At 68.8% G+C, this 25,140-nt stretch carries 29 protein-coding genes and 1 pseudogene; 10 read left to right on the plus strand and 20 right to left on the minus strand.

What is annotated here, in order from left to right; translation table 11 throughout:
• Window positions 1-5: 5 nt before the first annotated feature.
• Complete coding sequence (locus ACK5KK_RS12395) at window positions 6-905, minus strand: alpha/beta fold hydrolase (RefSeq protein ID WP_416890391.1); 900 nt, start codon at window positions 903-905, stop codon at window positions 6-8.
• Window positions 906-998: 93 nt separating this feature from the next.
• Here ACK5KK_RS12395 and ACK5KK_RS12400 point away from each other — a divergent pair, with 93 nt between their 5' ends.
• Complete coding sequence (locus tag ACK5KK_RS12400; protein ID WP_416890392.1) at window positions 999-1,730, plus strand: exonuclease domain-containing protein; 732 nt, start codon at window positions 999-1,001, stop codon at window positions 1,728-1,730.
• A gap of 90 nt (window positions 1,731-1,820) precedes the next feature.
• Here the strand turns inward: ACK5KK_RS12400 and ACK5KK_RS12405 are convergent, their stop codons facing one another.
• From ACK5KK_RS12405 to glgA, 3 genes are all read right to left on the minus strand, one after another.
• Window positions 1,821-2,072 (minus strand): type B 50S ribosomal protein L31, encoded by a 252-nt coding sequence (locus ACK5KK_RS12405; protein WP_416890393.1) that lies wholly within the window; start codon window positions 2,070-2,072, stop codon window positions 1,821-1,823.
• Between the two features lie 112 nt (window positions 2,073-2,184).
• Window positions 2,185-2,970, minus strand: coding sequence for an ABC transporter ATP-binding protein (locus ACK5KK_RS12410; RefSeq protein ID WP_416890394.1), 786 nt, complete (start codon window positions 2,968-2,970; stop codon window positions 2,185-2,187).
• A 9-nt stretch (window positions 2,971-2,979) separates the two neighbouring features.
• On the minus strand, window positions 2,980-4,182 hold the full coding sequence (glgA, locus tag ACK5KK_RS12415) for a glycogen synthase (protein WP_416890395.1): 1,203 nt from the start codon (window positions 4,180-4,182) through the stop codon (window positions 2,980-2,982).
• A 51-nt stretch (window positions 4,183-4,233) separates the two neighbouring features.
• On the opposite strand from glgA, the gene glgC reads away from it, so the two are divergent.
• On the plus strand, window positions 4,234-5,475 hold the full coding sequence (gene glgC, locus ACK5KK_RS12420; RefSeq protein WP_416890396.1) for a glucose-1-phosphate adenylyltransferase: 1,242 nt from the start codon (window positions 4,234-4,236) through the stop codon (window positions 5,473-5,475).
• Window positions 5,476-5,501: 26 nt separating this feature from the next.
• Window positions 5,502-6,137: a phosphoserine phosphatase SerB gene (gene serB / locus ACK5KK_RS12425; RefSeq protein WP_416890397.1), complete on the plus strand. Its 636-nt coding sequence runs from the start codon at window positions 5,502-5,504 to the stop codon at window positions 6,135-6,137.
• Between the two features lie 25 nt (window positions 6,138-6,162).
• Here serB and fabG read toward each other — a convergent pair whose 3' ends face one another.
• Window positions 6,163-6,873 (minus strand): 3-oxoacyl-ACP reductase FabG, encoded by a 711-nt coding sequence (fabG, locus tag ACK5KK_RS12430; RefSeq protein ID WP_416890398.1) that lies wholly within the window; start codon window positions 6,871-6,873, stop codon window positions 6,163-6,165.
• A gap of 83 nt (window positions 6,874-6,956) precedes the next feature.
• Between fabG and ACK5KK_RS12435 the strand changes: the two genes are divergently transcribed.
• The 4 genes from ACK5KK_RS12435 to ACK5KK_RS12450 are packed head-to-tail and all read left to right on the plus strand — an operon-like array spanning window position 6,957 to window position 8,829.
• A complete protein-coding gene (locus ACK5KK_RS12435; protein WP_416890399.1) occupies window positions 6,957-7,388 on the plus strand; it encodes a DUF4190 domain-containing protein in 432 nt (143 codons plus the stop codon).
• 39 nt (window positions 7,389-7,427) lie between these two features.
• Window positions 7,428-7,808, plus strand: a complete 381-nt coding sequence (locus ACK5KK_RS12440; protein ID WP_416890400.1) for a DUF3099 domain-containing protein — start codon at window positions 7,428-7,430, stop codon at window positions 7,806-7,808.
• Complete coding sequence (locus ACK5KK_RS12445; protein WP_416890401.1) at window positions 7,805-8,008, plus strand: hypothetical protein; 204 nt, start codon at window positions 7,805-7,807, stop codon at window positions 8,006-8,008. The genes ACK5KK_RS12440 and ACK5KK_RS12445 overlap by 4 nt, the downstream gene beginning before the upstream one ends.
• Window positions 8,005-8,829, plus strand: coding sequence for an SURF1 family protein (locus ACK5KK_RS12450; protein WP_416890402.1), 825 nt, complete (start codon window positions 8,005-8,007; stop codon window positions 8,827-8,829). Before ACK5KK_RS12445 ends, ACK5KK_RS12450 begins: the two co-directional genes overlap by 4 nt.
• 10 nt (window positions 8,830-8,839) lie before the next feature.
• On the opposite strand, the gene ACK5KK_RS12455 is transcribed toward ACK5KK_RS12450, so the two are convergent.
• A complete protein-coding gene (locus tag ACK5KK_RS12455; RefSeq protein WP_416890403.1) occupies window positions 8,840-10,438 on the minus strand; it encodes an ABC-F family ATP-binding cassette domain-containing protein in 1,599 nt (532 codons plus the stop codon).
• A 112-nt stretch (window positions 10,439-10,550) separates the two neighbouring features.
• Window positions 10,551-11,371, minus strand: a pseudogene (locus tag ACK5KK_RS12460) (MFS transporter).
• Between the two features lie 103 nt (window positions 11,372-11,474).
• On the opposite strand from ACK5KK_RS12460, the gene ACK5KK_RS12465 reads away from it, so the two are divergent.
• Entirely contained in the window at window positions 11,475-12,107 is a 633-nt protein-coding gene (locus ACK5KK_RS12465) for a biotin transporter BioY (protein ID WP_416890404.1), read from the plus strand.
• Between the two features lie 34 nt (window positions 12,108-12,141).
• Here the strand turns inward: ACK5KK_RS12465 and ACK5KK_RS12470 are convergent, their stop codons facing one another.
• The gene (locus ACK5KK_RS12470) at window positions 12,142-13,065 is read right to left on the minus strand and encodes a tetratricopeptide repeat protein (protein ID WP_416890405.1); all 924 of its coding nucleotides are present in this window, start codon (window positions 13,063-13,065) and stop codon (window positions 12,142-12,144) included.
• Window positions 13,062-14,852, minus strand: coding sequence for a glycosyl transferase (locus ACK5KK_RS12475; RefSeq protein ID WP_416890406.1), 1,791 nt, complete (start codon window positions 14,850-14,852; stop codon window positions 13,062-13,064). The genes ACK5KK_RS12470 and ACK5KK_RS12475 overlap by 4 nt, the downstream gene beginning before the upstream one ends.
• 161 nt (window positions 14,853-15,013) lie before the next feature.
• On the opposite strand from ACK5KK_RS12475, the gene ACK5KK_RS12480 reads away from it, so the two are divergent.
• Window positions 15,014-16,084 (plus strand): AI-2E family transporter, encoded by a 1,071-nt coding sequence (locus ACK5KK_RS12480; protein WP_416890407.1) that lies wholly within the window; start codon window positions 15,014-15,016, stop codon window positions 16,082-16,084.
• 3 nt (window positions 16,085-16,087) lie between these two features.
• On the opposite strand, the gene ACK5KK_RS12485 is transcribed toward ACK5KK_RS12480, so the two are convergent.
• From ACK5KK_RS12485 to rpsB, 9 genes are all read right to left on the minus strand, one after another.
• A complete protein-coding gene (locus tag ACK5KK_RS12485) occupies window positions 16,088-16,810 on the minus strand; it encodes an alpha/beta hydrolase (protein WP_416890408.1) in 723 nt (240 codons plus the stop codon).
• A gap of 1 nt (window position 16,811) precedes the next feature.
• Window positions 16,812-17,093, minus strand: a complete 282-nt coding sequence (locus ACK5KK_RS12490) for a hypothetical protein (protein WP_416890409.1) — start codon at window positions 17,091-17,093, stop codon at window positions 16,812-16,814.
• Between the two features lie 3 nt (window positions 17,094-17,096).
• The gene (locus ACK5KK_RS12495; protein WP_416890410.1) at window positions 17,097-17,828 is read right to left on the minus strand and encodes a lytic transglycosylase domain-containing protein; all 732 of its coding nucleotides are present in this window, start codon (window positions 17,826-17,828) and stop codon (window positions 17,097-17,099) included.
• A 50-nt stretch (window positions 17,829-17,878) separates the two neighbouring features.
• Window positions 17,879-18,430 (minus strand): DivIVA domain-containing protein, encoded by a 552-nt coding sequence (locus ACK5KK_RS12500; protein WP_416890411.1) that lies wholly within the window; start codon window positions 18,428-18,430, stop codon window positions 17,879-17,881.
• On the minus strand, window positions 18,427-19,425 hold the full coding sequence (locus ACK5KK_RS12505) for a phosphatidate cytidylyltransferase (protein WP_416890412.1): 999 nt from the start codon (window positions 19,423-19,425) through the stop codon (window positions 18,427-18,429). Before ACK5KK_RS12505 ends, ACK5KK_RS12500 begins: the two co-directional genes overlap by 4 nt.
• Window positions 19,426-19,443: 18 nt before the next feature.
• Window positions 19,444-19,998 (minus strand): ribosome recycling factor, encoded by a 555-nt coding sequence (gene frr / locus ACK5KK_RS12510; RefSeq protein ID WP_416890413.1) that lies wholly within the window; start codon window positions 19,996-19,998, stop codon window positions 19,444-19,446.
• Between the two features lie 66 nt (window positions 19,999-20,064).
• The gene (gene pyrH / locus ACK5KK_RS12515; protein WP_416890414.1) at window positions 20,065-20,784 is read right to left on the minus strand and encodes a UMP kinase; all 720 of its coding nucleotides are present in this window, start codon (window positions 20,782-20,784) and stop codon (window positions 20,065-20,067) included.
• Between the two features lie 91 nt (window positions 20,785-20,875).
• Window positions 20,876-21,703, minus strand: a complete 828-nt coding sequence (tsf, locus tag ACK5KK_RS12520; RefSeq protein WP_416890415.1) for a translation elongation factor Ts — start codon at window positions 21,701-21,703, stop codon at window positions 20,876-20,878.
• Window positions 21,704-21,792: 89 nt separating this feature from the next.
• Window positions 21,793-22,776 (minus strand): 30S ribosomal protein S2, encoded by a 984-nt coding sequence (gene rpsB / locus ACK5KK_RS12525; RefSeq protein WP_416890416.1) that lies wholly within the window; start codon window positions 22,774-22,776, stop codon window positions 21,793-21,795.
• 317 nt (window positions 22,777-23,093) lie between these two features.
• Between rpsB and ACK5KK_RS12530 the strand changes: the two genes are divergently transcribed.
• Entirely contained in the window at window positions 23,094-23,642 is a 549-nt protein-coding gene (locus tag ACK5KK_RS12530; protein ID WP_416890417.1) for a murein hydrolase activator EnvC family protein, read from the plus strand.
• A gap of 13 nt (window positions 23,643-23,655) precedes the next feature.
• Here the strand turns inward: ACK5KK_RS12530 and ACK5KK_RS12535 are convergent, their stop codons facing one another.
• Both ACK5KK_RS12535 and ACK5KK_RS12540 read right to left on the minus strand, forming a co-directional pair.
• On the minus strand, window positions 23,656-24,549 hold the full coding sequence (locus ACK5KK_RS12535; RefSeq protein WP_416890418.1) for a tyrosine recombinase XerC: 894 nt from the start codon (window positions 24,547-24,549) through the stop codon (window positions 23,656-23,658).
• Window positions 24,550-24,613: 64 nt separating this feature from the next.
• Window positions 24,614-25,140 (minus strand): DNA-processing protein DprA (locus ACK5KK_RS12540; protein WP_416890419.1); only part of this gene is annotated, 527 nt, incomplete at its 5' end.

The raw sequence follows: 25,140 nt of genomic DNA on the forward strand, positions 1-25,140 counted from the left end.
GGTCGTCACCGCGGCGTGGCGGGCGCCTCGTCGAGAAAGCGGATGACGGCCCGGGCCGCCGGCTCGGGGGTCTCGTAGTGGATGAGGTGCCCGACGTCGGGCAGTTCGACCAGCACGGCATCCGGGAACATCGTCTGGAGCGTCCGCTCCGCCTCGATCGGAGTGATGTCGTCGCGGTCGGCGGCGATCAGCAGTACCGGAACGGTGATCTCGGGGGCGAACGCCCGCACGTCATGGGAGACCGACGCGACGAAGGCGTCGTGCAGCACGTCACGGTCGGCGAACCGGGAGAAGTACGCGTCGTGCTGGGCGTGGATGAACCGACGCAGGCCGCGGTCACGCGTCTTGGCCATCTGAACGCTCATCACACGGACGATGAGAGGGCTGCGCAGGAGCCCCTCGCCGAGACGCCGCGGCAGGCGGGCCCCGGCCCAGTAGTAGAACACGGCGAGACGGGTGAGGATGCCGCGCGGGCCTTCCAGCGCCGGTGCACCGATCGGGTTGACCAGGATGACGCGTGGCGCGGCCAGCCCTCGCGCGACCGCCGCAGAGACCACGAGGGAGCCGAAGGAGTGGCCGAGGATCACCGCCCGGGGCGCGACGGCCTCGGTGAAGGCCAGGAGCCAATCGGCGTACGTTTCCAGGGTGTGCTGCCGTCCCGGTACCGGAGGGGTCTCGCCGAAACCCGGGAGATCGGGTGAGATGACGCGCACCCCGTCCAGATGGGCGACGACCGGCTCCAGCCCGTGGTGGTCGCCGCGGAACCCGTGCACCGCGACGACGGTGTGCGTCGCGTCAGCGGGCCCGTAGGTCCAGTAGGCGGTCGGTGTGCCGAGCACCTCGACGTCGTCGCGCCGAACAGGGATCTGTGCCAGGCGGGCGGCATACGGGTGGGGTGCGGGCACGTCTCCAGTCTAGAGACGACACTCCAGGGCGTCGCTTTCTCGGGACGGCGTGGGCTGCGGGTCGATGTCGGCGGTCCGCCGTAACGTCGAGTCATGGACACCTGGATTGCCCAGTCCCTGCCGCTGTGGGAGGCGGAGGCTCCCGCATGGTCACGCATCGTCGGGGTCTTCGACCTGGAGACGACCGGCATCGACGTGTCCGAGGATCGCATCGTCACCGCTCACGTCGGCGTGATCGGCACCGGCGGGGCGATCCATCGCGCGCAGGACTGGCTCGCCGACCCCGGGATCGACATTCCCGAGCAGGCCACGGCCGTGCACGGCATCTCCACCGCCCGCGCACGCGAGGCTGGGCGCCCTGCCGCAGAGGTCGTCACGGAGGTGGTTGCGGCGTTGCGTGGCCTGTTCGACCAAGGAATCCCGGTGGTCGCCTACAACGCCTCCTACGACTTCTCGCTGCTCGCGCATGAAGCCGAGCGGCACGGCGTGACGCCGCTGCACGATCCGTCGCCGGTGATCGATCCGTTCGTCATTGACAAAGCGTTCGACCGTTATCGCCGAGGCAAACGCACCCTCGACGTCGTGGCCGAGCATTACGCGGTCGCGCTCGACGGTGCCCACGAAGCGGCTGCCGATGCCGTTGCCGCCGGGCGGGTCGCCCAGGCGATGGTCTCCCGGTTCCCCGTCCCGGAGACGGCCGCCGAGCTGCACACGCGACAGATCGGCTGGGCCCGCGCCCAGGCAGCGAGTCTCACCGAGTACTTCATCAAGGTGGGGCGGATCAGCGCGGACGAAACCGTCGACGGGGGCTGGCCGATCCGGTGACGGCGTGTTCGCCGGGGAACGGCATTCCCGTGCTCGCCGAGCATGCGAGAGCCCCACGACCCGAAGGGCGAGGGGCTCTGCGCGACGTGCTTACTTGCTGCCGAAGTTCTTGAAACGCTGGTTGAACTTCTCGACACGGCCGGCCGAGTCCATGATGCGCTGCTTTCCGGTGTAGAACGGGTGCGACGCGGACGAGATCTCGACGTCGATGACCGGGTAGGTCTCGCCGTCCAGTTCGATCGTCTTCTCGCTCGTCACGGTGGAACGGGTGAGGAAGGTCTCGCCGGAGCCCAGGTCGCGGAACACGACCGCCTGGTACTCGGGGTGGATGTCAGTCTTCATGGTGGTCCTTCGCCTGGTGTCCTGGATTTTGCCAGGACGGATCAAAGTCTGCGGTGCGAAACGCACCAAGGATCGATTCTATCAGTCCGGCGCCGCCATGCGCGACGAGGGCTCAGACCGCCGCCCGCGCCGAGTGCCGCCCGGCATCGGAGTGCAACACGATCGGGGTGTCGAACGCCGCACTGAGCGATTCTGCCGTCAGCGCCTCGGCGACGGGTCCCTGCGCGACGACCCGTCCCTCGCGCAGCAGCATCACGTGCGTGAACCCGACCGGGATCTCCTCCACGTGATGCGTGACCATAACCATCGCCGGTGTGTACGGGCTTCGCGCGTAGCCGCTGAGCAGCGCGAGCAGCTCCTCACGCGCCCCCAGATCCAGGCTCGCGGTGGGCTCGTCCAGCAGCAGCATCTCCGGGTCGGTCATCACCGAACGCGCGATCTGCACACGCTTCTGCTCGCCGTCCGAGAGCGTGCCGAATGTGCGGTCGGCCAGGCCGTCCAAACGCCACTCCGCCAGCACACGGCGCGCGCGGCTCTCGTCGATGGGCTCGTAGTTCTCGTTCCAGCGGCCCAGCACGGAGAACGCCGCCGTCAACACCACGTTCAGGACCGTCTCGTCCGGCGGAACCTGCCGAGCCATCGCCGAGGATGCGAAGCCGATCCGCGGGCGCAACTCGAAGACGTCGGTGCGTCCCATCGTCTCGTCGAGGATCGTGACGAGACCGGATGTGGGGTGCAGCAGCGTGGCGGCCAACTGCAGCAACGTGGTCTTCCCCGCACCGTTGGGGCCGAGGATGACCCATCGTTGGTCGTCGCTGACCCGCCAGTCGACGTGATCCACGATGTTGCGCCCGTCGCGGGTGACGATCACATCGGCGAACTCGAGCACCTGCGGCATGGCCCCAGCCTATCGGGCAGGCGGCGCCTGACCGGTCACCTCGAGGTACAGCCGGCGTGTGTCGTCGGCGATCGCCGCCCAGCTGAACGACTCCGCCGCCCGCTGCCGCCCCGCCTGACCGTACGCGCGCGCGCGCTCGGGGTCGGCAACGACCTCGGTGAGAGCGGCGGCCAGGTCCGCGACGAAGCGGTCTGGGTCGACCGGGGTGCCGGTACCGTCCTGCACCTGGTCGATGGGGACGAGCCTGCCGGTCACGCCGTCGACGACGACCTCGGGGATGCCGCCGGTGGCGGTGCCGACCACCGCCGCGCCGCAGGCCATGGCTTCCAGGTTCACGATGCCGAGCGGTTCGTACACCGACGGACACACGAAGGTGGTCGCGGTGCTAAGAATCGCGCACAGCTGGTCGCGCTGCAGGAACTCCTCGACCCACACCACCCCGTTGCGTGTCTGCTGCAGCGCGCGCACCAGGGTCTGCACCTCGGCCATGATCTCCGGCGTGTCTGGCGCTCCCGCGCACAGGACGATCTGCACTTCGGGGGGCAGATGCTCGGCAGCACGCAGGAAGTACGGCAGGCCTTTCTGGCGTGTGATCCGTCCCACGAACACGACGGACGGCCGCGCGGGGTCGACGCCGAGCCGTTCCAGCAGGGCGGGGTCTTCGACGGGGCGCCACGATTGCACGTCGATGCCGTTGTAGATCACCCGCACCTTGGCGGGATCCAGCGAGGGGTAGCTGCGGAGGATGTCACGACGCATCCCCTCGCTCACGGCGATGACGGCGGCTGCACCCTCGTACGCCGTCTTCTCGATGTAACTCGACACCGCGTATCCGCCGCCGAGTTGCTCCGCTTTCCAGGGGCGGAGCGGTTCCAGCGAATGGGCGGTCACGACGTGGGGGATGCCGTGCAGCAACGCGGCGAGGTGTCCCGCGAAATTCGCGTACCAGGTATGCGAGTGCACGACGTCGGCGCCGGCGACGTCACCGACGATCTCCAGGTCGGTGCCGAGCGTCTGGATCGCGGCGTTCGCCGCGGCCAGTTCGGCCGGCACCTCGTAGGCGGTCGTGTCGTCTTCTTCGCGGGGGCGGCCGAAGGCGCGCACTTGCACCTCGATGTCGCGTCGGAGCGCAGCAACGAGTTCGGTGGCGTGCACTCCCGCGCCGCCGTAGATCTCCGGGGGGTATTCCTTCGTGATGATGTCCACACGCATGACAGGAAACCTATTACATACAGACGCGCGCGCGAGGCATATTGTGGTCACATGCCATCCCCTAAGGTCTTCGGAATCATCCTCGCCGGCGGCGAGGGCAAGCGACTCATGCCCCTCACGATCGACCGCGCAAAGCCCGCGGTGCCTTTCGGAGGTCAATATCGCCTCATCGACTTTGCGATCTCAAACCTCATCAACTCGGGGTTGCGGCAGATCGTGGTGCTCACGCAGTACAAGTCCCACAGCCTGGACCGCCACGTCTCGCAGACGTGGCGGATGTCTGCGCTCCTGAACTCCTACGTGGCCTCTGTGCCCGCCCAGCAACGCCTCGGCAAACGATGGTTCTCAGGCTCGGCCGACGCCATTTTGCAATCACTCAACCTGATCCACGACGAGAAGCCCGACATCGTCATGGTGATCGGCGCCGACCACGTGTACCGGATGGACTTCACCCAGATGCTGCAGGCGCACATCGAATCCGGGGCGCGGGCCACCGTGGCGGGCATCCGCCAGCCCATCTCCCTGGCCGATCAGTTCGGCGTGATCGACGTCGACCCCGAGGACGGCCGGTCGATTCGGGAGTTCCTCGAGAAGCCGAAGAACCCTACCGGTCTGGTCGACAGTCCGAACGAGGTCCTCGCCTCGATGGGCAACTACATCTTCAACACCGACGCGCTGATCGAAGCCGTCGAGTCCGACGGGGAGCTGTCCAGCTCGAACCACGACATGGGCGGCGACATCATCCCCTACTTCGTTGGCCGCGGGGAGGCCGCTGTCTACGATTTCAAGGCCAACGACGTCCCGGGCTCGACCGCACGCGACAAGGACTACTGGCGCGACGTCGGGACCATTGATTCGTTCTTCGACGCCCACATGGACCTCATCAGCACGTTGCCGGTGTTCAACCTCTACAACATGGACTGGCCCATCCACTCGCAGGCGGTCAACTCACCGCCGGCCAAATTCGTGCGCGACGGCGTGGGACGGATGGGGAACGCGATCGACTCGATCGTCTCACTCGGCTCGGTCCTGTCGGGAACGCACCTGGAGCGTAGTGTCGTGGGCCCGTGGACCCTGTCCGGCGGCGGCTCGACGATCACCGACTCGGTTCTGTTCGATGCGGTCAACGTCGGTGCCGGCGCCCGTGTCCACCGGGCGATTCTCGACAAGAACGTCGTGCTCGAACCGGGCGCGACGGTCGGCGTGGACCGGGAGCGCGACCGGGAGCGCGGCTTCACCGTGACCGACTCCGGCATCACGGTCGTCGGCAAGGGGCGCGTCGTCTCCGGGTGACCGCCGACACCGCTACCGTGGTGGGCGTGCCCCACGCCCGCTTCCTCGTCGTCCTCGACGCCGACTCCACCCTCATCCGCAACGAAGTCATCGAGCTCATCGCCGATGAGGCTGGTCGTGGTGCCGAGGTCGCCGCGGCGACCGAGGCGGCCATGCGCGGCGACGTCGATTTCGCCACCAGTCTTCGATCGCGCGTTCAGGCGCTCCGGGGCGTACCGACGTCGGCGTTCTCCCGCGTGCTCGCCCGAATCGAGCCGACACCGGGGGTGGCGGAGCTGGTGGCCGCCGTTCACGCTCGCGGCGGTGCGGTGGGCGTGGTCTCGGGCGGGTTCCATGAAATCCTCGACGTGGTGGCACCGCAGCTGGGGGTCGACGTGTGGCGCGCGAATCGGCTGGGGGTCGCCGACGGGGCACTCACCGGCGAGGTCGACGGACCGATCGTGGATGCCGCGGCCAAAGCCGCCACGCTCTCGGAATGGGCCGTCGAACGCGGGGTGCCCCCGCCCCGGACGCTGGCGATCGGCGACGGGGCGAACGACCTCGCCATGATGGCGGCGGCGGCCCTCGGGATCGCTTTCAACGCAAAACCCGTCGTGCGGGCGCAGGCCGACCTCGTGATCGGACCGCTCGATCTCGCCGAGGTGATCCCGCTCCTGCCGTGAGCGACGCGGCGCGGGCGAGGAAGCCTCAGTGCCCCATGCCCAGGCCACCGTCCACCGGGATCACGGCGCCGGAGATGTAGGCGGCCCCGTCCCCGGCGAGCCAGGCGACGACGCCGGCCACCTCGTCGGTCGTCGCGAAACGTCCGGCGGGAATGTTCTTCTTGTAATCCGCCTGCGTCTGTTCGGGCAGCTGGGCGGTCATGTCGGTCTCGATGAAGCCCGGGGCGACGACGTTGGCGGTGATGCCGCGGCCCCCGAGCTCGCGGGTGAGCGAGCGCGCGAACCCGACGAGGGCGGACTTCGAGGCCGCGTAGTTGACCTGTCCGGCGGACCCGTACAGCCCCACGACACTGGAGATGAGGATCACACGCCCCCATTTGGCGCGCAGCATTCCCTTCGCCGCGCGTTTGACGACGCGGAACGTGCCACCCAGGTTCGTGGCCACGACGGAGTCGAAGTCGTCGTCACTCATCCGCAGCAGCAGCGTGTCCTTCGTGATGCCCGCGTTGGCGACGACGATCGTGGGTGCGCCCCACTCCTGTTCCACGACGGCGAAGGCGGCATCGAGCGACGCCGCGTCGGTGACGTCGGCGGTCACGGTGAGGGTGCCGGCAGGGCCCTCACCCGAGCGCGCGGTGACGGCGACCCGGTAGCCGTCGGAGACGAAGCGTTCGGCGATGGCGCGACCGATGCCGCGGTTTCCACCGGTGATGAGGACGACGTGATCGCTGGACATGGTTCTCCTGTGGCGCGGGCAAGACTCGAACAGCCTATCCGGGCGATAGGCTGGAACCACACCGGCTTTGAAAGGAGTCGCCAGTGAGCGATTCGAACGTCACCCCTCCGGGCAACAGCCCGACCCCTGCGTCCCCGACGCCGCCCCCCTACACGGGCTCCGCGCCGCAGGCGCCGGCGTACCAGACGCCCGCCTACCCGACGCAGGCCCCGCCCGCGTACGGCACCCCGGCGCCCGGGTACGCCGCCCCGAAGACCAACGTCCTCGCCATCATCTCGATGATCGCGTCGATCCTCGGGTTCATCATGATCTTGCCGGTGATCGGCTCTCTCGCGGGCGCCATCATGGGCCACATCTCGCTGAATCAGCTGAAGAGCTCCGGCGAGAACGGTCGTGGCATGGCGCTCACCGGTGTGATCCTGGGTTGGATCGGCCTGGCTCTCGCGGTCATCGGCCTCATCTCGTTCTTGGCGTTCGTGACCTGGGCCTCTCAGCAGAACTTCCAAACGTACTGACCACCACCTCGCCGCGGTTCGGCGTAGTCTGGAAAGACCGTGAGACGCTCCGTTTCGCCGCAGTCGGCCACCTCGCTTCCCCGCGCACCGCGGGACGACGCGCACGCCCGCATGACGAAGTACTTCGTCATGATGAGCGTGCGCGTCGCGTGTTTCGTCCTCACGGTCGTCGTGACCCCGTACGGGTGGTACACGTGGCTGTTCGCGGCGGGTGCGGCATTCCTGCCGTACGTCGCGGTCGTCGTCGCCAACGTCGCCTCCCAGGGGCGCCCGGTCGATGCCATGTCACCCGATCGTGCCCTCACCGGCCCGCCGCCGGCGGATGCTGGGCCCGCACCCCCACGTGTCATCCAGGTGAACGAGACGCGGGAACTCCCTGGCGACACCGACGGCGCGACCCCAGCGCGAGGCGTGCAGTGACCGACGTGGCGTGCTCCCGCGCCGGGTGCCGTGCGGCCGCGCGGTGGCGGGTGGTGTGGCGCAACCCGCGCATCCACACCGCTGACCGGCGCAAGATCTGGACGGCATGCGACGCGCACGTCGACTTTCTGCGGGACTACCTTCGTGCACGGGACTTCCCAGTCACGGTGGAGGCCGTGGAGGTCGTGCCCGCACCATGAACGGCAGACGGTGGGCCCGATGGGCTGGCTACGTGGCGTTCGCGGTGGCTTTCGCCATCGCGTGCGGGTTCTTGGCGAACTGGCAGTTCGCCCGCTCGGCTGAACGCAACGCCCAGCTCGACCTGGTCGCGTCCAACTACGACGCGACGCCGGTGGCGCTGGAAGAAGTCATCCCGCTCGGGAGCGAGTTCGCGGCCGCGGACACCTGGCGTCCGGTGCGTCTGACCGGCGAGTACCTCACCGATCAGCAGACGCTCGTGCGCAACCGCCCGCACGGGGGCACGAGCGCGTTCGAGGTGCTGGTCCCCCTGCGGACCGAGGACGGCCGCATCGTCGTCGTCGACCGCGGCTGGGTGCCCCCCGGCCGCGAACAGCCGGAGCCCGACGCGGTGCCGGCTCCCCCGACGGGGATCGTGTCGGTCGAGGTGCGACTCCGGCCGAGCGAACCCCTGCCGCGCTCCGGACGCTCGGCGCCTCCCGGCCAGGTGCCCACGTTGAACGTGCCCACCGTCGCCGCAGCGATCGGCGAGGAGAACGTGGTCGCCGGCGCGTACGGGCTCATGGTCTCGGAGGACCCCTCCCCCGCCGAGCGGCCGAACGCACTGGAGGAGCCGTCCGACGACCCCGGGCCGCACCTGTCCTACGCGATCCAGTGGATCCTCTTCGCGATCATGGGATTTGCCTTCATCTGGTACACGATCCGCTCCGAGCGCCGCCACCGGCGGGAGGAGGCCGAGGGCCGGCCGAGCCGCCCAGCGCGACCGCGACACGACCGCGACATGGCCGAGGAAGACGCCCTGATCGACGCCGCCCAGCGGTGACGGGACCTCATCACGCCAGCGTGATGAGGTCGATGTAGTCGCGTCCCCAGATGTCCTCGACACCGTCGGGGAGGATCAGCACGCGTTCGGGGTTGAGTGCCTGCACGGCACCCTCGTCGTGCGAAACGAGCACGACGGCGCCTTCGTAATGTGAGAGGGCGTCCAGGATCTCTTCGCGTGAGGCGGGGTCGAGATTGTTGGTGGGTTCGTCGAGCAGAAGGACGTTGGCCGACGACACCACGAGCGTAGCCAGCGAGAGGCGGGTCTTCTCGCCGCCGGAGAGCACTCCGGCGGGTTTGAGGACGTCATCCCCGGTGAACAGGAACGATCCGAGCACCTTGCGCGCCTCGGTCGCGGTGATGTCGGGCGCAGCGCTCATCATGTTGTCGAGCACCGAGCGTTCCACGTCGAGATTCTCGTGCTCCTGCGCGTAGTAACCGATCTTGAGACCGTGCCCCGGTTCGACCTCGCCGGTGTCGGGTCGGTCGACGCCGGCCAGAATGCGCAGCAGCGTCGTCTTCCCGGCGCCGTTGAGCCCGAGCACGACGACCTTCGAGCCTCGGTCGATCGCGAGGTCGACGTCCGCGAAGATCTCTAGAGACCCGTAGGACTTCGACAGCTCCGACGCCATGAGCGGTGTCTTGCCGCACGGGGCCGGTTTGGGAAAACGCAGCTTGGCGACGCGGTCCTGCTGGCGCACATCATCCAGTCCGGCGAGCATCTTCTCGGCGCGGGCCACCATCTGGTGCGCCGCGGCGGCCTTGGTCGCCTTGGCCCCGAACCGTGCGGCCTGCAACTGAAGGGCCGAGGCCTTCTTCTCAATGTTGACGCGTTCCTTCTTGCGTCGTTCCTCGTCGGCCACCCGCTGACGCAGGTAGTTCTTCCAGTTCATGTTGTAGACGTCGATCACCTGACGATTCGCGTCGAGGTAGAACACGCGGTTGACCGTTTCCCCGACCAACTCGACATCGTGGCTGATGACCACGAGCCCGCCCTTGTACCCCTTCAGGAACTCGCGCAACCAGACCACGCTGTCGGCGTCGAGGTGGTTGGTGGGTTCGTCGAGGATCATCGTCTGCGCGTCCGAGAACAGGATCCGGGCCAGTTCGATGCGGCGGCGCTGTCCGCCCGAGAGGGTCTTCAGCGGCTGATCGAGGATACGGTCCGGAAGCGACAGGTTGTGTGCGATGGACGCGGCCTCCGCTTCCGCCGAATACCCACCCAGGGCTTCGAAACGTTCCGTGAGCGTGCCGTAGCGGCGCATCGCCTTGGTCGCGACCTCCACGTCGTCGTCGGCCATCTCCGTCGAGGCGGCCGTCATCCCGAGCATGAGAGAGCCCAGCCCGCGGGCGTCGAGGATACGGGTGCGCGCGAGCATTTCGGGGTCGCCGGAGCGCGGGTCCTGCGGAAGGTAGCCGAGCTCACCGGACCGGTCGACCCGCCCGTCGGTGGGAAGCACGTCGCCGGCGAGCACTTTGGTCAGGGTTGTCTTGCCGGCACCGTTGCGGCCGACGAGACCGATCTTGTCGCCGGACGAGACGCGAAACGACACCTCGGACATGAGCGTGCGCGCGCCCACGCGGATCTCGAGGTCGTGCACGGCGAGCACAGCGGACGTCCGTTCTGTCGAGTGGGAAGAGGGCCGAGCGGCCGGCATCCGAGTCTACCGGGCAGGCGGGCATGGAGCCTGCGGATGCTCTCAGGCGTGCGTCGACGCCGTGTCAGGAACCGGAATGATCGCGATGGGGTACCTCGTCGGTCATGTCCTCCAGCTCGACGCCCTTGGTCTCGGGCACCTTCCACAGCACGAAGAAGAACGACAGCGCCGCGAAGAACGCGTAGAAGCCGTAGGCGAACGTGAGGCTGATATCGCTGAACACCGGGAAGGTCGTAGAGATGAAGAAGTTGGCCCCCCACTGCGCCGCCGCGGCGACCGCCATGACGATCGAACCCACCGGGAGCATGATGCGTCGGCCCACCCGGTCGACCAGCAGGATCGCGACGATCGTGACGACGATGTTGGTGATCGAGGTGAACTCGCTCCGGAGATACCCGCCAACAGCGCGTTCGACAGCAGTGCCACGAAGATGCCACTCACGATGGCCAACTGCTGCAGCGAACCGAGCCGCCCGCGGTAGCGCGCGGGCGACACATCTGCGATGTAGGCGGGGACGATGACCGATGCCGCACCCACGCCGAGGCCGCCGATGACGCGCCACACGATCAGGTCGACGACCCCCACGGCCAATCCGGATCCGATCGAGGAGGCGAGGAACAGGAGCGCCCCCACCACCATCACCGGGATGCGTCCCCAGCGGTTGGCGAGCTGCCCCGCGAACCAGGCGCCAAGCGCGCATCCGATGAGCGCGGACAAGACGGAGAACCCTTTGAGCGCCGCGCCGAGTTCGAAGTCGCCGGCGAGGGCGTCCACCGCGCCGTTGGTGACCGCGGTGTCGAACCCGAAGAGGAAACCCCCGAGTGCCGCTGCTGCGGCGATGCCGATGACGCGCGGATTGATTCCCGTATAGGCCGTGTTCTTCATTGATATGCGCCCTGGTTCTGGGCCGGACACTACTCGCTCCCGGGGCCGTGCGACAGGCCCCTATGATGAGACGCGGAAGCCCGACTCGTTAAGGAGACCCCCCATGTCGCTCACCGCTGCCGCACCCCGCTCCGTGCTCGCCGACCACCTCGCACGCCCCGCATCTCGGATGCGGGCGATCGCGATGGACGCCGCCCTGGTCCTCGCGGGGGTGGGGCTGGTGGCGTTGCTCGCCAAGGTGTCGTTCTTCATCGGCCCGGTCCCGATCTCGGGACAGACTCTGGGTGTCATCGTCGTCGGTGCGGCCCTGGGCTCACGCCGCGGCGCCGTCTCCCTGACGACCTACATGCTGGCGGGCCTGGCGGGAGCACCGATCTTCGCCGGCCCGGTCGCGGGACCCGCCTACGTGCTGAGCCCCAGCTTCGGGTTCATCGTCGGCTTCATCCCGGCCGCGTTCGTCGCCGGCTGGTTCGCGGAGCGCGCCTGGGACCGGTCGCCGTGGCTCGCCTTCGTCGGGTTCATTTCGGCCAGCATCATCCCGTTCTTGTTCGGCGTCCCCTATATGGCGTTCATCCTGAACGTCGTCCAGTCGATGGGTCTCACGTTCGGCCAGATTATGGATGCGGGCGTGTTGCCGTTCATCGCAGGGGGCGTCATCAAGGCCGCCATCGCCGCCGCCGCCATTCCGGCCGCCTGGGCCGGGGTACGCGCGGTCGATCGTCGTAAGAACGGTTGACAACGCCTGACTGACCCGGCACCAGCCCGTCGCGTCAGAACAGAAGACTGGCCAATCGCCCGCGCGACCGGATGACGCGGGGGTCGGCGTCGCCGACGAGCGAGAACAGCTCGAGCAAGTGTGTGCGCACGGCGACCCGCGCGTCATCCGCGGAGGCAGCGAACAGGTCGAGCAGGCGTTCGAAGGCATCGTCGACATGCCCCCCCGCCACGTCGAGATCGGCGACCAGCAGCTGCGCGTCGATGTCGCCGGGCGCGGCCGCTGCGGCGGCGCGCGCCGTTTGCAGGTCCGCTCCCGCCACGCGGGCGAGCAGGCGCACCTGACCGAGGCCGGCGGCGGCGTCCTCGTCACGCGGGTCCTCCGACAGCGCCTTCTCGTACGCGGCGGTGGCCCGCGCGTAGTCGCCCGCTTCGATGGCGTCGAAGGCTTCCTGATGCAGAGGCGGGACGACCGGTCTGGCCTCTGGCTCATCGGCGTCGGCCGGTTGCTCCACCGGGACGGTGCCGGTCACGCCGTGCTGGGCGGCCAGCTGCAGCAGTTGATCGAACACGTCGCGCACCTGCTGCTCGGGGACGGCGCCGGTGAACAACGGCACGGGCTGGCCCGCGAGCAGCGCGACCACCATCGGAATCGACTGCGCCCGGAACCCCTGCGCCAACTGCGGATTGGCGTCGACGTCGACTTTCGCGAGGACGACCCGGCCGGCCAGCTCGGTGACGACCTTCTCGATCACGGGACTGAGCTGCTTGCAGGGGCCGCACCACTCCGCCCACAGGTCGACGACGACCGGGACGGTGCGGGAGAGCTCGAGCACCTGCGCGAAAGTGTCGTCGGTGGCATCGAAGACCAGGGATGTCGCCGTGGCGGCAGCCGGCGCGGCCGGGTCGGTCCCGCGATCACGCAACGCGGACAGGTCGACAGCGCCGCGCATCGCGGCGGCGGGGGTGGGATCGCTCATTCGTCGGTTACCTCTGCTTCCAGAATCGCGGATGAATAGCCGAGCAGACGGATCGACTCGTTGGAACTTTGTGCGGGCACGAAGAAGAACAGCTGATCGAGGTAGGTCGTCTTCAGCCCCCGGGCCGTCTCGACGCCGGTGAGTGCCTGTGCGACCAGGTTCGGGTTGTCCTCTTCGTTGAGCTTGATGACCGCGTCCGCGTCGGTGGCCTCGACCGTCTCGCTCTCGGTCATCGTGACCGCCACGATCGCGCCGCTGTCGAGCGTCCCCAGCGCTACCGGGGCGGCATCGGAGGCCTTCGCGTCGAAGGTCATTTTCGCCGTTTCCTCGCCCGTCTCGTTGAAGGCCTTCAGCCGCTCGGCACGGTCATCGGCGATCTGCGCGAGGAGCGGGTCGTCGACTGTGTCGAACAGGGACGCGAATTCGCTGTCCTCACCCTTGTCGACGATGTCCGCGTATGCTGCCGAGACCTCTTGGGGCGGCAACACCAGGAAAGGAGAGTCGGGAGCGACCGCCAGGGCGCCGACGTACGAGGGGGCCACGTTCAGTTCGGTGTCGGCGGTCATGTTCGCCTGATAGCCGACGTGGTAATCGCTCCACGGGGAGTCCTGCGTGAGCGACATCACCACGGTGGACTTGTCATCGGACTGCTCCAGCACCGCCAGGAAGGTCCGCGGCCATCCGTCGAACGCCTCCGGCAGCAGGATCTTCAGCTCGTCGGCCGGAATCGCCGCCAGCGTCTTGTGGTCATCGAGTTCTTCACGGATCTCGTAGTTCGTCTGACGGACCTCGAGCGCAGGTCCCCGCAGCCGTGTCGCGGCCAAGCTACTGTCGTCCTCGGCATCCGCATCCGCCACCGTCGCGGCGACCTGCGCGAGGATACGCTCGGCCTGCGCCTGTGTCACCGCGGGGGCCCCCTGGCCTTCGGGGACCACGATCGTGGGAGTGACTGTGGGCGTCGGCGATGGCGTGAACTGGGGCCAGGCGTCCGCGCTGCAGCCAGCCAACAGGAGGGCCGAGACGCCCAACGCCGGGGCGGCCAGGAGCGCCTTGCGGCCCCGAGTGAGCCGGCGACGGCGCGGCGTGGCTGAGATCACGCCCTTGGCGCCCGCTTCCTCGGCCACGTCGATGGGGCCGGTCGTTCCGGCCGGCAGTCCCTTGCGGCGCGGACCCCGCGACCGACGAAGGTGACGCACCCCGAGTGCGTACAGCAGCAGTCCTACCGCCATCACGACGGCGCCACCGACGATGAGCGGGCCCGCCCACGGGGTGGTCACGCCGGAGGGCCAAGTGAGGGACAGGTTCGTCGGCGCGGGCGCCTCGCCGTCCGCGGCGATCAGCATGCTCATGTCATCAGGAAGCTCCAGCGCCGTGACGAGTGTGGCGTCCTTCTGGAACTGATCCAGCCACAGATCCGACTCGGTCGGGTTGAGCTCCACCTCCTCGGCGGACTCGCCCGTCAGGCTCGCCGCGACCATCTCGTCGTGCACGACACCCTCGTCATCGAGCGAGACCATGACGTAGTCGCTGGGGGCCAGCCACGCCGTCATGTCGGTGGTACGGCCGTAGGAGGCGAAGATCGTGCCCTCCCCCTCGACACGCAGGGTCTGCGCGCCGTCGTGGCTGTTGAGAACGCTCCCGTCGATCAGGATGTACGGGACCGACTCGTCCACGGTGATCTTCTGGGTCTCGGTCTTGGGCCCTTGGAGCACGGTGCGTTGCGCGATCCCGGCGCCGATCATCAGCGTGGCCAGCACGAACGCGACCACGGCCCATACGAAACGCACCGAACGACTACCTCTCCGCGCCGTAGGACGGTGTCCGGGCGCACAACCGACTCTCCAGACTAGCGAAATCCTCCTGTGCATGGACCGGGAGTGGCGCGGCGACCGCCGGGCGGCGGCGTCACGCGTATTCTGACTCTGATGTCCGACAGGAGAACGACCCCGTGAAGATCCAACACCCATTCCGCACCGCGTTGGTCGCGACGCTCGGAGTCGGACTCGGCCTTATGCTCATCCAGAGCGTGTCCTCGTTGTCGACGATCCTGCTGTACGTCGGGACTGCCCTGTTCCTCGCGCTCGGCCTCGACCCGCTGGTGTCGTGGCTCGAGCGCCGCGGGCTGCGGCGCTGGGCGGCGCTGCTCGTCACGTTCGCCGGGCTGCTGGCGGCCTTCGCCGGAATCGTCTTGATGGTCGTGCCGATCATCGTCGGCCAGATCGCCGAGCTGGTGAGGCAGATCCAGGACCTGATCCAAAGCGTCGTACGGCAGGAGTGGCAGCCGATCGACGAGCTGAAGGCGTGGCTGCACGAGACGTTCCCGCTGTTGAACGTCGACGAGGTGTTCGCGTACCTGACCGAGTGGTGGGAGTCGCTGAACTTCGGTCAGATCGGCGGGTCGGCCGCCGGCTGGCTCGTCGAGATCGGCGCGGGTGTCATCTCCGGTCTCACCGGCGCGATCATCGTGTTGATCCTCACGATCTACTTCACGGCCTCCACGCCGTCGCTGAAAGCCGCCGTGTATCAGCTGGCGCCCGCCTCCAAGCGTCCCCGGTTCATCGACCTGTCCGAGCAGATCACCGCCTCCGTCGGATACTACGTCATCGGTCAGGTCAGCCTCGGCCTCATCAACGGCGTCCTCAGCGCCATCTTCCTCAGCATCATCGGGGCGCCGTTCCCGGCCGTCCTCGCCGTCGTCGCGTTCTTCTTCTCCCTCATCCCGCTCGTGGGAACCCTCACCGGCTCGACCATCATCGTGCTCACGTGTCTGATCGCCTCCCCCCTGACCGCCCTGGTGGCGCTCATCTGGTACGTGATCTACATGCAGCTCGAGGCCTACGTGCTCTCGCCGCGCATCATGAACCGCGCCGTGTCTGTCCCCGGTGCGGTCGTCGTCATCGCCGCTCTCGCGGGCGGGTCGCTGCTGGGTCTGCTCGGCGCGCTCATCGCGATTCCGGTGGCCGCGAGCCTGCTCATCATTCACCGGCAGGTGATCATCCCCCGGCAGAATGACCGCTGACCGTCAGTGTCCGAGGCGCCCGGTCCACTCCGTGGGCAAGGGCAGCGCGTCGGGGTTGACCGCGGCGACGATCTCGGTGAGCACACGACGCGTCTGGGTCTCCCCCACCCACAGGTGGCGCCCCCCGTCCACCTCAATGAGCGTCGCGTGCGGAATGCTGGCGAAACGCTCCCGGGCCTGGTCGGGGCGCAGGTAGTCATCCAGCTCGGGGATCAGCGCGACGACCGCGCGCGGTTCGTCGGCCCACGCGGCGACGTCCTCGTCGGTCGCGCGGTGCAGCGGCGGCGAGAGGAGGATGATCCCCTCCACCTCGTGGTCGCGACCGTACTTGAGTGCCAGCTCCGTCCCGAACGACCACCCCACGAGCCAGGGGCGCGGGAGGTCCTGCTCGTGCACGAAGTCCATGGCCGCCGCGACGTCGAAAGCCTCCGCACCACCGCCGTCGAACGCGCCCTCGCTGGTCCCCCGCGGCGATGACGTCCCCCGGGTGTTGAAGCGGAGCACGGCCAGATCCGCCAGCGCGGGCAGGCGCGCGGCGGCCTTGCGCAGAATGTGCGAGTCCATGAACCCGCCGGCGGTCGGCAGCGGATGCAAGGTCACCAGCGTCGCGTCCGGCGTCGCGGTCTCGGGGAGGGCCAGCTCGCCGACGAGGGTGAGTCCGTCGAGCGTGTCCAGGGTCACGTCCTCACGTCGCGCCGGAAGCTGGATGGGTCCACGAATCTCCACGTCAGCTCACCTTCCAGCACGTCGTGTGCCAATGTCGTCGCGCCGCGAGGTCGGCCGCGTCACCGAGGATGCCGTCGGCGCGCCACACCACCACGTGCGCAACACCAGGGGCGATCGCGCGCGGGCACCCGGGGCAGGTGTAGGTCTTCCGCGCCTGCGCGGACCCCACCGGCTGGATCGTCCACTGGATACCGCGCCGCACCTCCGTGCGATGCCAGCCGCTGAGGAGACGCTCGAATGAGTCGTCGTCGTCGTCGCGTCGCCGGCGGTTGGCCCGTGGCACGAGTCAGTACCAGTTGTGGGCTTGCGAGTGGTTCCAGGCGCCGCAGGGCGTGCCGTAGCGGCCGGAGATGTATCCCAGGCCCCACGTGATCTGGGTGGCGGGGTTGGTCTCCCAGTCCGCGCCGGCGGAGGCCATCTTGTTGCCGGGAAGGGACTGCGGGATGCCGTACGCGCCGCTGTACGGGTTGTACGCGTTCACGCGCCAGCCGGACTCCTTCTTCCACAGCGCGACCAGGCACGCGAACTCACCCTCGCCCCACCCGCGGGCGGTGACCATCTGGTAGGCGATCGCCTGGGCGCTCCCAGGGTCGGGCGACACGAACGGGGCGGCGGGCGCCGATGAGCCCGACGACGAAGAACCCGACGACCCGCTCGATGTCGTCGAGTTCACCTGCGTCGGCGTGGGGGTCGGGCTGGGCGTCACGTAGATCTCGTAGGTCATCGTGGTGCGGTCGAGCTCGAGCTTCGTCTCGGAGGCCACTACGTAGGACTGGGCGTCGGCGATCGTGTCGGCGTACAGTGACACCGGGTCGAGCTCGCTCGCCTGCGCCTGCGGGGACGACATGCTCATGGGTCCGACGTAGGCGGCCGCGAGACCGACCGCGGCGAAGGCCGCGAAAACGCTGACGACGCTACGACGCCGGGACCAGCGGGCGTCGGGAGCGGCCGCAGCGGTGGTGGTTCGTCGCGAAACGGCCCGGGTCTGGACCGGGGTCAGCTCGCGGTTCGAAGTCACAATGCCGCTCAGTCTAGCGGCAGCTACCTGAACGCGCGATCCACGACCGGTCAGCGCACGGCCAGCATCACCTGCACCACGGCGTCGAGCACGGCATCGACCTGGCGATGCCGGTACCCGCGCCATTGCGGGCGGAACGCGACTGCCCTCACCTGGTCGACGGTGAGCGGTTCACCGTGCTCAAGGTAATCGGCGATGCGATCCGCAACCAGGTCGACCTCGTCGATGCGGTACCCGTAGCTGAAACCCCGGGTGCGCGCGAACCGATGCCGCGGCCGGCGGCGGAGCCGATCGAGCACTTCCTGGGCGAGTTCCCGCGAGTGGCGCACCCACGCGCGCGCACCGCGTTGGGACATCGCCCGCTCGCGTTCTCGGGCGGCAAAGGCGTCTTCGATACGCCCCAGCGCCGCATCCACCGCGCCGGCCTGATACCCGCCGCGGATCAGCGGGAACACGATCGCGCGCACCTCGGCGGAGGTCACGGTGTCGCCGTCGCGGGACGCGAAACACACCCGTGCGCGATCGATGAACGCATCGACGGCGGCGGGGTCGTAGCCGCGCCGCCGACCGGTGGCACGGGGGAACACTGTCGGAGTTGTCACATCGATCCCAGGGGAGAGAACAGGAAGTACAGCGCAAGAGCCGGCACCGTCGAGGGCAGGATGGAATCGAGCCGATCGAGCAGTCCGCCGTGACCGGGCAACGCCGAGCTCATGTCTTTGATGCCGAGGTCACGTTTGATCATCGACTCGCCCAGGTCGCCGAGCGTCGCCGTCCCCAGAATCGCCACACCGATCACGAGCGAGGCCCACCAGGGCAGGTGCAGGACGAACATCCCGATCAGCACCGCCACGATCGCGGAGGCGAGGAACGCGCCGCCGAATCCCTCCCAGGTCTTGTTGGGGCTGATGCGCGGCGCCATCGGATGCCGGCCGAGGGCGACACCGGCGGCGGAGGCCCCGGTGTCGGAGGCGACGGTGATCGCGATCATCGCGATCAGCCAGTACTCGCCGCCGTCCTGACGCAGCAGGACCAGCGCGAGACTGGACAGGAGAGGGATGTAGAGGGCGACCAGTCCCGAGACCAGCACATCGCCGATGACCTCGCCGTAGCGACGTCCGTCGCGCGCGATCATCTGCTTCAGCAGCCGGTAGACGACGAGGAACGCCACGGCGGCGTAGATCACCACCCAGTGGCTGGTGTCGTCCAAGAAGGCGGCCGCGAGCATCACCGTGGCCGCGGCGATCTCCTGCGCGATCAGGTCGACGCGTCGACCCGAGGCCTGCAGCGCCCGCACGAACTCGAAGACGGCGAGCATCACCGCCGGGATCGCGATGATGATGAACAACCACTTGACGAACACGAGCGAGGCGAGCACCGCCGCGCCGATGAGCAGCCCGATGCCGATCGCGGCCAGCAGATCCCGTCCGGAGCGGGCGATGATCCTCTCGTTCGCCTGCTCGAAATCGGCACGCGCCTTCTCGATCTGATGCTCGAACTCGTCACGGGCGGACCGCGCGTGCGACTGGAACGACGAGTCGGCGGTGTTCCGCCGCGCTTCTGCCCGGGTGCTCGGGGTGTCGTCGGGATCGGTCATGGAATCGTACGGCCGCCCTCAGATGTCGAGGAGCTCCGCTTCTTTCCGCTTGAGCGCCTCGTCGATCTCGTCGACGTGCGCGCGAGTGAGGGCGTCGAGCTCTTTCTCCGCCCGCACGAGATCGTCCTCGCCGACTTCGCTCTTGAGGCCATCGAGCTCGTCCTTGGCCTTGCGGCGGATGCCCCGCAGGTGCACGCGATGGTCTTCCCCTTTGGATCGGACCAGTTTGACGTACTCCTTGCGCCGTTCCTCGGTGAGCTCGGGCATGGTGATGCGGACGATGTTGCCGTCGTTCGTGGGGTTGGCACCCAGGTTGGGGGTGTCCCGGATGGCCTGCTCGATGTCCTTGAGCGCCGACTTGTCGTAAGGGGTGATCACCAGGGACCGTGCCTCGGGGCTGTTGAGAGAGGCCAACTGAGCCAGTGGGGTCGGCAACCCGTAGTAGTCGACCAGGATCTTCTGGAACAGCTGCGGGTTGGCCCGCCCGGTGCGGACGGTGGCGAAGTCGTCCTTCGCGGCTTCCACGGCGCGATCCATCCGCGTTGTCGTGTCGGACAGGATGTCGGCGATCACGGTTACTCCCTACTGTCGATCTTCCGAGGCTCGATTCTAGTTGAGGGGCCTCGGACCCTCGTGGGCTCACGCGGTGACCAGGGTTCCGATCGGCTCACCCAGCAGGGCGCGGGTGACGTTGCCGCCCGGTTCCATGCCGAACACCCGCATGTCGATCCCGTTGTCCATGCAGAGGCTGAATGCGGTCGAGTCCACGACCTTGAGGCCGCGCTGCAACGCCTCGCGGTAAGTAATCCGGTCGATCCGTTCGGCGTCCGGGTCGTGTTTGGGGTCCGCCGTGTACACGCCGTCCACGCCGTTCTTGGCGACGAGGACTTCATCGGCGCCGATCTCCAGCGCCCGCTGGGCGGCGACGGTATCGGTGGAGAAGTACGGCAGGCCCGCGCCAGCACCGAAGATCACGACCCGCCCCTTCTCGAGGTGCCGTTCGGCGCGCCGCGGAATGTAGGACTCTGCGACCTGCGTCATCGAGATCGCCGATTGCACGCGGGTGGCCGCACCGGCCTGCTCGAGGAAGTCCTGCAGTGCTAGCGCGTTCATCACAGTACCGAGCATGCCCATGTAGTCGGCCCGGCCGCGGTCCATTCCCCGCTGACTCAATTCGGCGCCCCGGAAGAAGTTGCCGCCGCCGACCACCACCGAGACCTCGACTCGGTCCACGGCGGCGGCGATCTCGCGGGCGATGTCGCTCACCACATCCGGGTTCACCCCGAGCCGGCCGCCGCCGAAGGCCTCACCGGACCGTTTCAGCAGGACGCGTCGCGGCCGGGCGGCGGGTTCGTTCACGGGGGATTCCTCTCGTCGCGAATGCAGGATATCGGTGATGACGGCAGGAAGCAGGAGGCTCGCATCTGCGGATGCGAGCCTCCTCAACCGATCAGGCGCCGACTTTGAAGCGGGCGAAGTCGGTGATGACGATTCCGGCGTCAGCGGCGACCTTCTCCACCGACAGCTTGTTGTCCTTCGCGTAGTCCTGGTCCAGCAGCGACACCTGCTTGACGTACGCGTTCACTCGGCCTTCCACGATCTTCGGAAGCGCCGCCTCCGGCTTCCCCTCGTTGCGGGAGATCTCGGTCACCAGGGCGCGTTCGCGTTCGATCTCGTCGGCCGGGATGTCGGCGCGGGTGAGGAAGGTCGGGTTCGCGAAGGAGATGTGCTGCGCGATGCTGCGGGCGGTCGCCTGGTCGTCGCCGGTGTAGGCCACGGCGACCCCGATCTGCGGCGGCAGGTCCTTGCTGGTCTTGTGCAGGTAGACCTCGATGTGCTCGCCGGTCAGGGTACGCACCTGGCGCAGCTCGACCTTCTCACCGATGATCGCCGCCTCGTCGTTGATGAGGTCGGCAACGGTCTGGTCGCCGGCGGGCGAGGCCAACGCGATCGCGGCGTTCTCGGCACCGGCAGCGGCGGCCGCGTCGGCGACCTTGTCGGCGAGAGCCCCGAAGCGCTCGTTCTTCGCGACGAAGTCGGTCTCGCAGGCCAGCTCGATGAGCGTCACCGCACCCGCGCTCTCGCGTGCGACGACGACGCCCTCGCTGGTGGAACGATCGGCGCGCTTGGCGTTGCCCTTGGCACCCTTCAGGCGCAGCAGCTCGGTTGCCTTCGTGAGGTCGCCATCGGCCTCTTCGAGGGCCTTCTTGGTGTCGGTCATGCCCGTGCCGAGCTGTTCGCGCAGGGCTTTGATGTCAGCGATGGTGAAGTTTGCCATGGGAGGGCTGCTCCTAAGTCGTGGTGTGGTGACTGGCGCACGTCGGCCGGGCGATGCGGTGCCCGGCCAACGCGTTGGCCGTGATGGTGTTACTCGGAGGCGGTGGCCTCGGCGGCCACGACATCCGCGACGGTCTCGCCGGACGCGGCGGCAATGGCCTCGTCGTGGGCTTCGGTGCCGGCGGCATCGGCGGTGGACTCCGTGGCCAACTCGCCCTCAACGGCCTGCTCGTCGGCGACGAGAGCCGATGCCTCGGCGCCGGCCTCAGCGGTGTCGGCCACCGCGGCGGTCTCGGCGGAGGACTGCTCGGGCGCGGACTGCTCCAGCAGCTCACGCTCCCACTCAGCGAGCGGTTCGGCGGCGTCGGCCTCGTCGGCCGGCTGGTGGCGCTGGATGAGACCCTCGGCGGCGGCATCGGCGACGATGCGCGTCAGCAGGCTCACCGACCGGATCGCGTCGTCGTTGCCGGGGATGGGGTACTGGAACTCGTCCGGGTCGGCGTTGGTGTCGAGGATGCCGATCACCGGGATGCCGAGCTTTCGGGCCTCGTCGATCGCGAGGTGCTCACGCTTGGCGTCGACGACCCAGATCGCCGACGGCGTCTTCTGCAGGTTGCGGATACCGCCCAGCGACTTGTGGAGCTTGTCGAGCTCGCGCTTCTTCAGGAGCAGTTCCTTCTTGGTGAAGCCGCTCTCCGCGGGGTTGTCGAAGTCGAGCTCTTCGAGCTCCTTCATCCGCGACAGCCGCTTGCTGACGGTCGCGAAGTTCGTGAGCAGACCCCCCAGCCAGCGCTGGTTGACGTACGGCTGGCCAACGCGTGTGGCCTGCTCGGCGATGACTTCCTGCGCCTGCTTCTTGGTGCCGACGAACAGGATCGTGCCGCCGTGGGCGACGGTCTCCTTCACATATTCGTAGGCGCGGTCGATGTAGGCCAGCGACTGCTGCAGGTCGATGATGTGGATGCCGGAACGCTCAGCAAGGATGAATCGCTTGACTTTCGGGTTCCACCGGCGGGTCTGGTGTCCGAAGTGGACGCCGCTGTCCAGCAGCTGACGAATGGTGACGACGGCCATGGCCGCTCTCCTGTTCTGGCACGCACGCGTGCCGGGGTTTCGGTTGATCTCGTCGTCCCGAGGGGGGCGACGCGCCTGGTGCCCGGCTCGGCCCCGCTCCCGTCGCTGACGGGAGACCTCGGGGACGATGCCGCGCTTCGGACGGGTGGACCCGGCGTCCGCGCTGTGGGCACGCGTAGTCACTCCGACAAGCGGAGTGCGGACACAAGTGTACCAGTGCGCCCGTCATCCTCTCCCCCGTCGTCGTGGCGCGCGAACTGTCCACCGGTGCCGTGCCTCGCTCTGCGTGGCCGGCCCGGGTCGCACACACTGGGGTCATGTGGGAACGAGCCGCAATCCGGCCCGCCGTGTGGGCAGCGGGCATCGCCGTCGCCGCTGTTGTCCTATGCGGTCTGGGCCCCGCCCTCGCCTGGGCTGCAGACGCCGAACGGGCCGCCGGCCGGGTCGGGGCGGTCGATGAGCACCCCCGGTGGCTGGCTCCCGTCGAGGGGGCCGTGGTCGAGCCCTTCCGTGCTCCCGCGCACGCGTACGGGCCGGGCCATCGCGGTGTGGACCTGGCCGCCACGGAGGGCGCAGTGGTCCGCAGCCCGGCGGCCGGCGTCGTGGCCTTTCAGGGTTCGGTCGCTGGTCGCGGCGTGCTCACGATCGACCACGGCGACGGATACGTCACGACACTGGAGCCGGTGGCCGAAGCACTGGCTGCCGGGACGACGGTGTCGGCGGGCGACCCGGTCGCCGTCGTGGCCAGCGGCGGTCATGCCGCAGCGGGGACCCTCCATGTGGGGGTGCGGTTGTGGGGTGAGTACCTCAATCCGCTGTTGCTGTTCGGAGTCGTGGCGCGGGCCGTACTGCTTCCCTGCTGCTGACGGTGGGCATCGCTCAGGCGCGCGGGTGGGCCAGCCGATAGGCCGCACGCAGCTTCTCGGCCGACACGTGGGTGTAGATCTGGGTGGTGCCCAGGCTCGCGTGACCGAGCATCTCCTGCACCGCGCGGAGATCGGCGCCGCCGTCGAGCAGGTGCGTCGCGGCGGAGTGACGCAGGGTGTGCGGCCCCGCGGTGCCGCCGACGGCCGGCCCGAGCGAGCGCGAGACGACGTCGTACGCGGTGCGCGGGTTCAGGCGACCGCCGCGCGCGCCGAGGAACAGCGCACGGCCGGAGGCATCGGTGGTCAGCGCCGGGCGGGCGCGCACGAGGTAGGCATCCAGGGCGCGAGCGGTCGGTGTGCCGTAGGGCACGACGCGTTCCTTGGCGCCCTTGCCGAGGACGCGCAGCGTCAGCCGTTCGCGGTCGACGTCGTCGAGGTCGAGCCCGCACAGCTCGGAGACACGGATACCGGCCCCGTACAGCACCTCCAGCAGCGCCGCGTCGCGAAGGGAGAGCGGTGAGCCGGCGGCGGCGCGGGCGGCGAGACGGTCGAGCGTCGCGCCCAGTGCCTCGGCCGTGGCGACTTTGGGAAGGGTGCGCCCGCGTTTGGGGGCGACGAGGCGCAGCGCGGGGTCGGCGGGCAGGTGACCATGCTCGGTGCACCACGCGAAGAACCCACGCGCGGCGGCGGTCCGGCGGGCGATGGTGCTGCGCGCGTCGCCGCGTTGTGTGGCGACCCACAGCCACTCGCGCAACAGTTCCAGATCGACCTCGCGCAGCGAGAGATCGCCGGCCGCGGCGAGCAGGTCGCCGAGATCGGCGCGGTAGGCCCGCACCGTCGCCGGAGACAGGCGACGGACGGACGCCGCGTACCCGGTGTACTCGGCGATCGCGTCGGACAACTGCATCCGTTCAGCATGCCCGCGCGACGCCACCCGCCGCGGCAGGCGCACCGCTCGGCGCGAGGACCGCTCAGCCGGGCGGCACGCGGCGCCAGGTGCCGTCAGGCTCCCGGCGCACGGCACCGGCGACCTCCAGCAGCCCCAGTGCCGCGACGCAGTCCGCCAGCGACATGCCACTGCGCACGGCGAGGTCCTCGGGGGTGCGGCCCGTGCGGCTGCTGAGCGCGTCGAGGATGCGAGTGGAGGCGCGGTCGGACGGTCCGTCGGGGGCGGCGGCCGACCCCGCGGCGAGCCCGATCAACTCACACACATCGGCGGCGTCGGTGACGCAAACCGCGTCGTACTCCCGGAGCAGCCGATGGCATCCCGCGGAGGCTGCGCTGGTCACCGGCCCGGGGACGGCCCCGAGCGCGCGTCCCAGGCTGGCGGCATGCCCCGCGGTGTTCAGCGAACCGCTGCGGTGCCCCGCCTCCACGACCACCGTCGCGTCCGCCAGCGCGGCGATGACGCGGTTTCGGGCGAGGAAGCGCCACTTCGTGGGCGTGGCACCGCACGGCACCTCGGAGGCCAGTGCACCTCTCGTCGCAATCGTGTCGA

It is taken from the genome of Microbacterium sp. (assembly GCF_047972865.1).
Classification (GTDB): domain Bacteria; phylum Actinomycetota; class Actinomycetes; order Actinomycetales; family Microbacteriaceae; genus Microbacterium.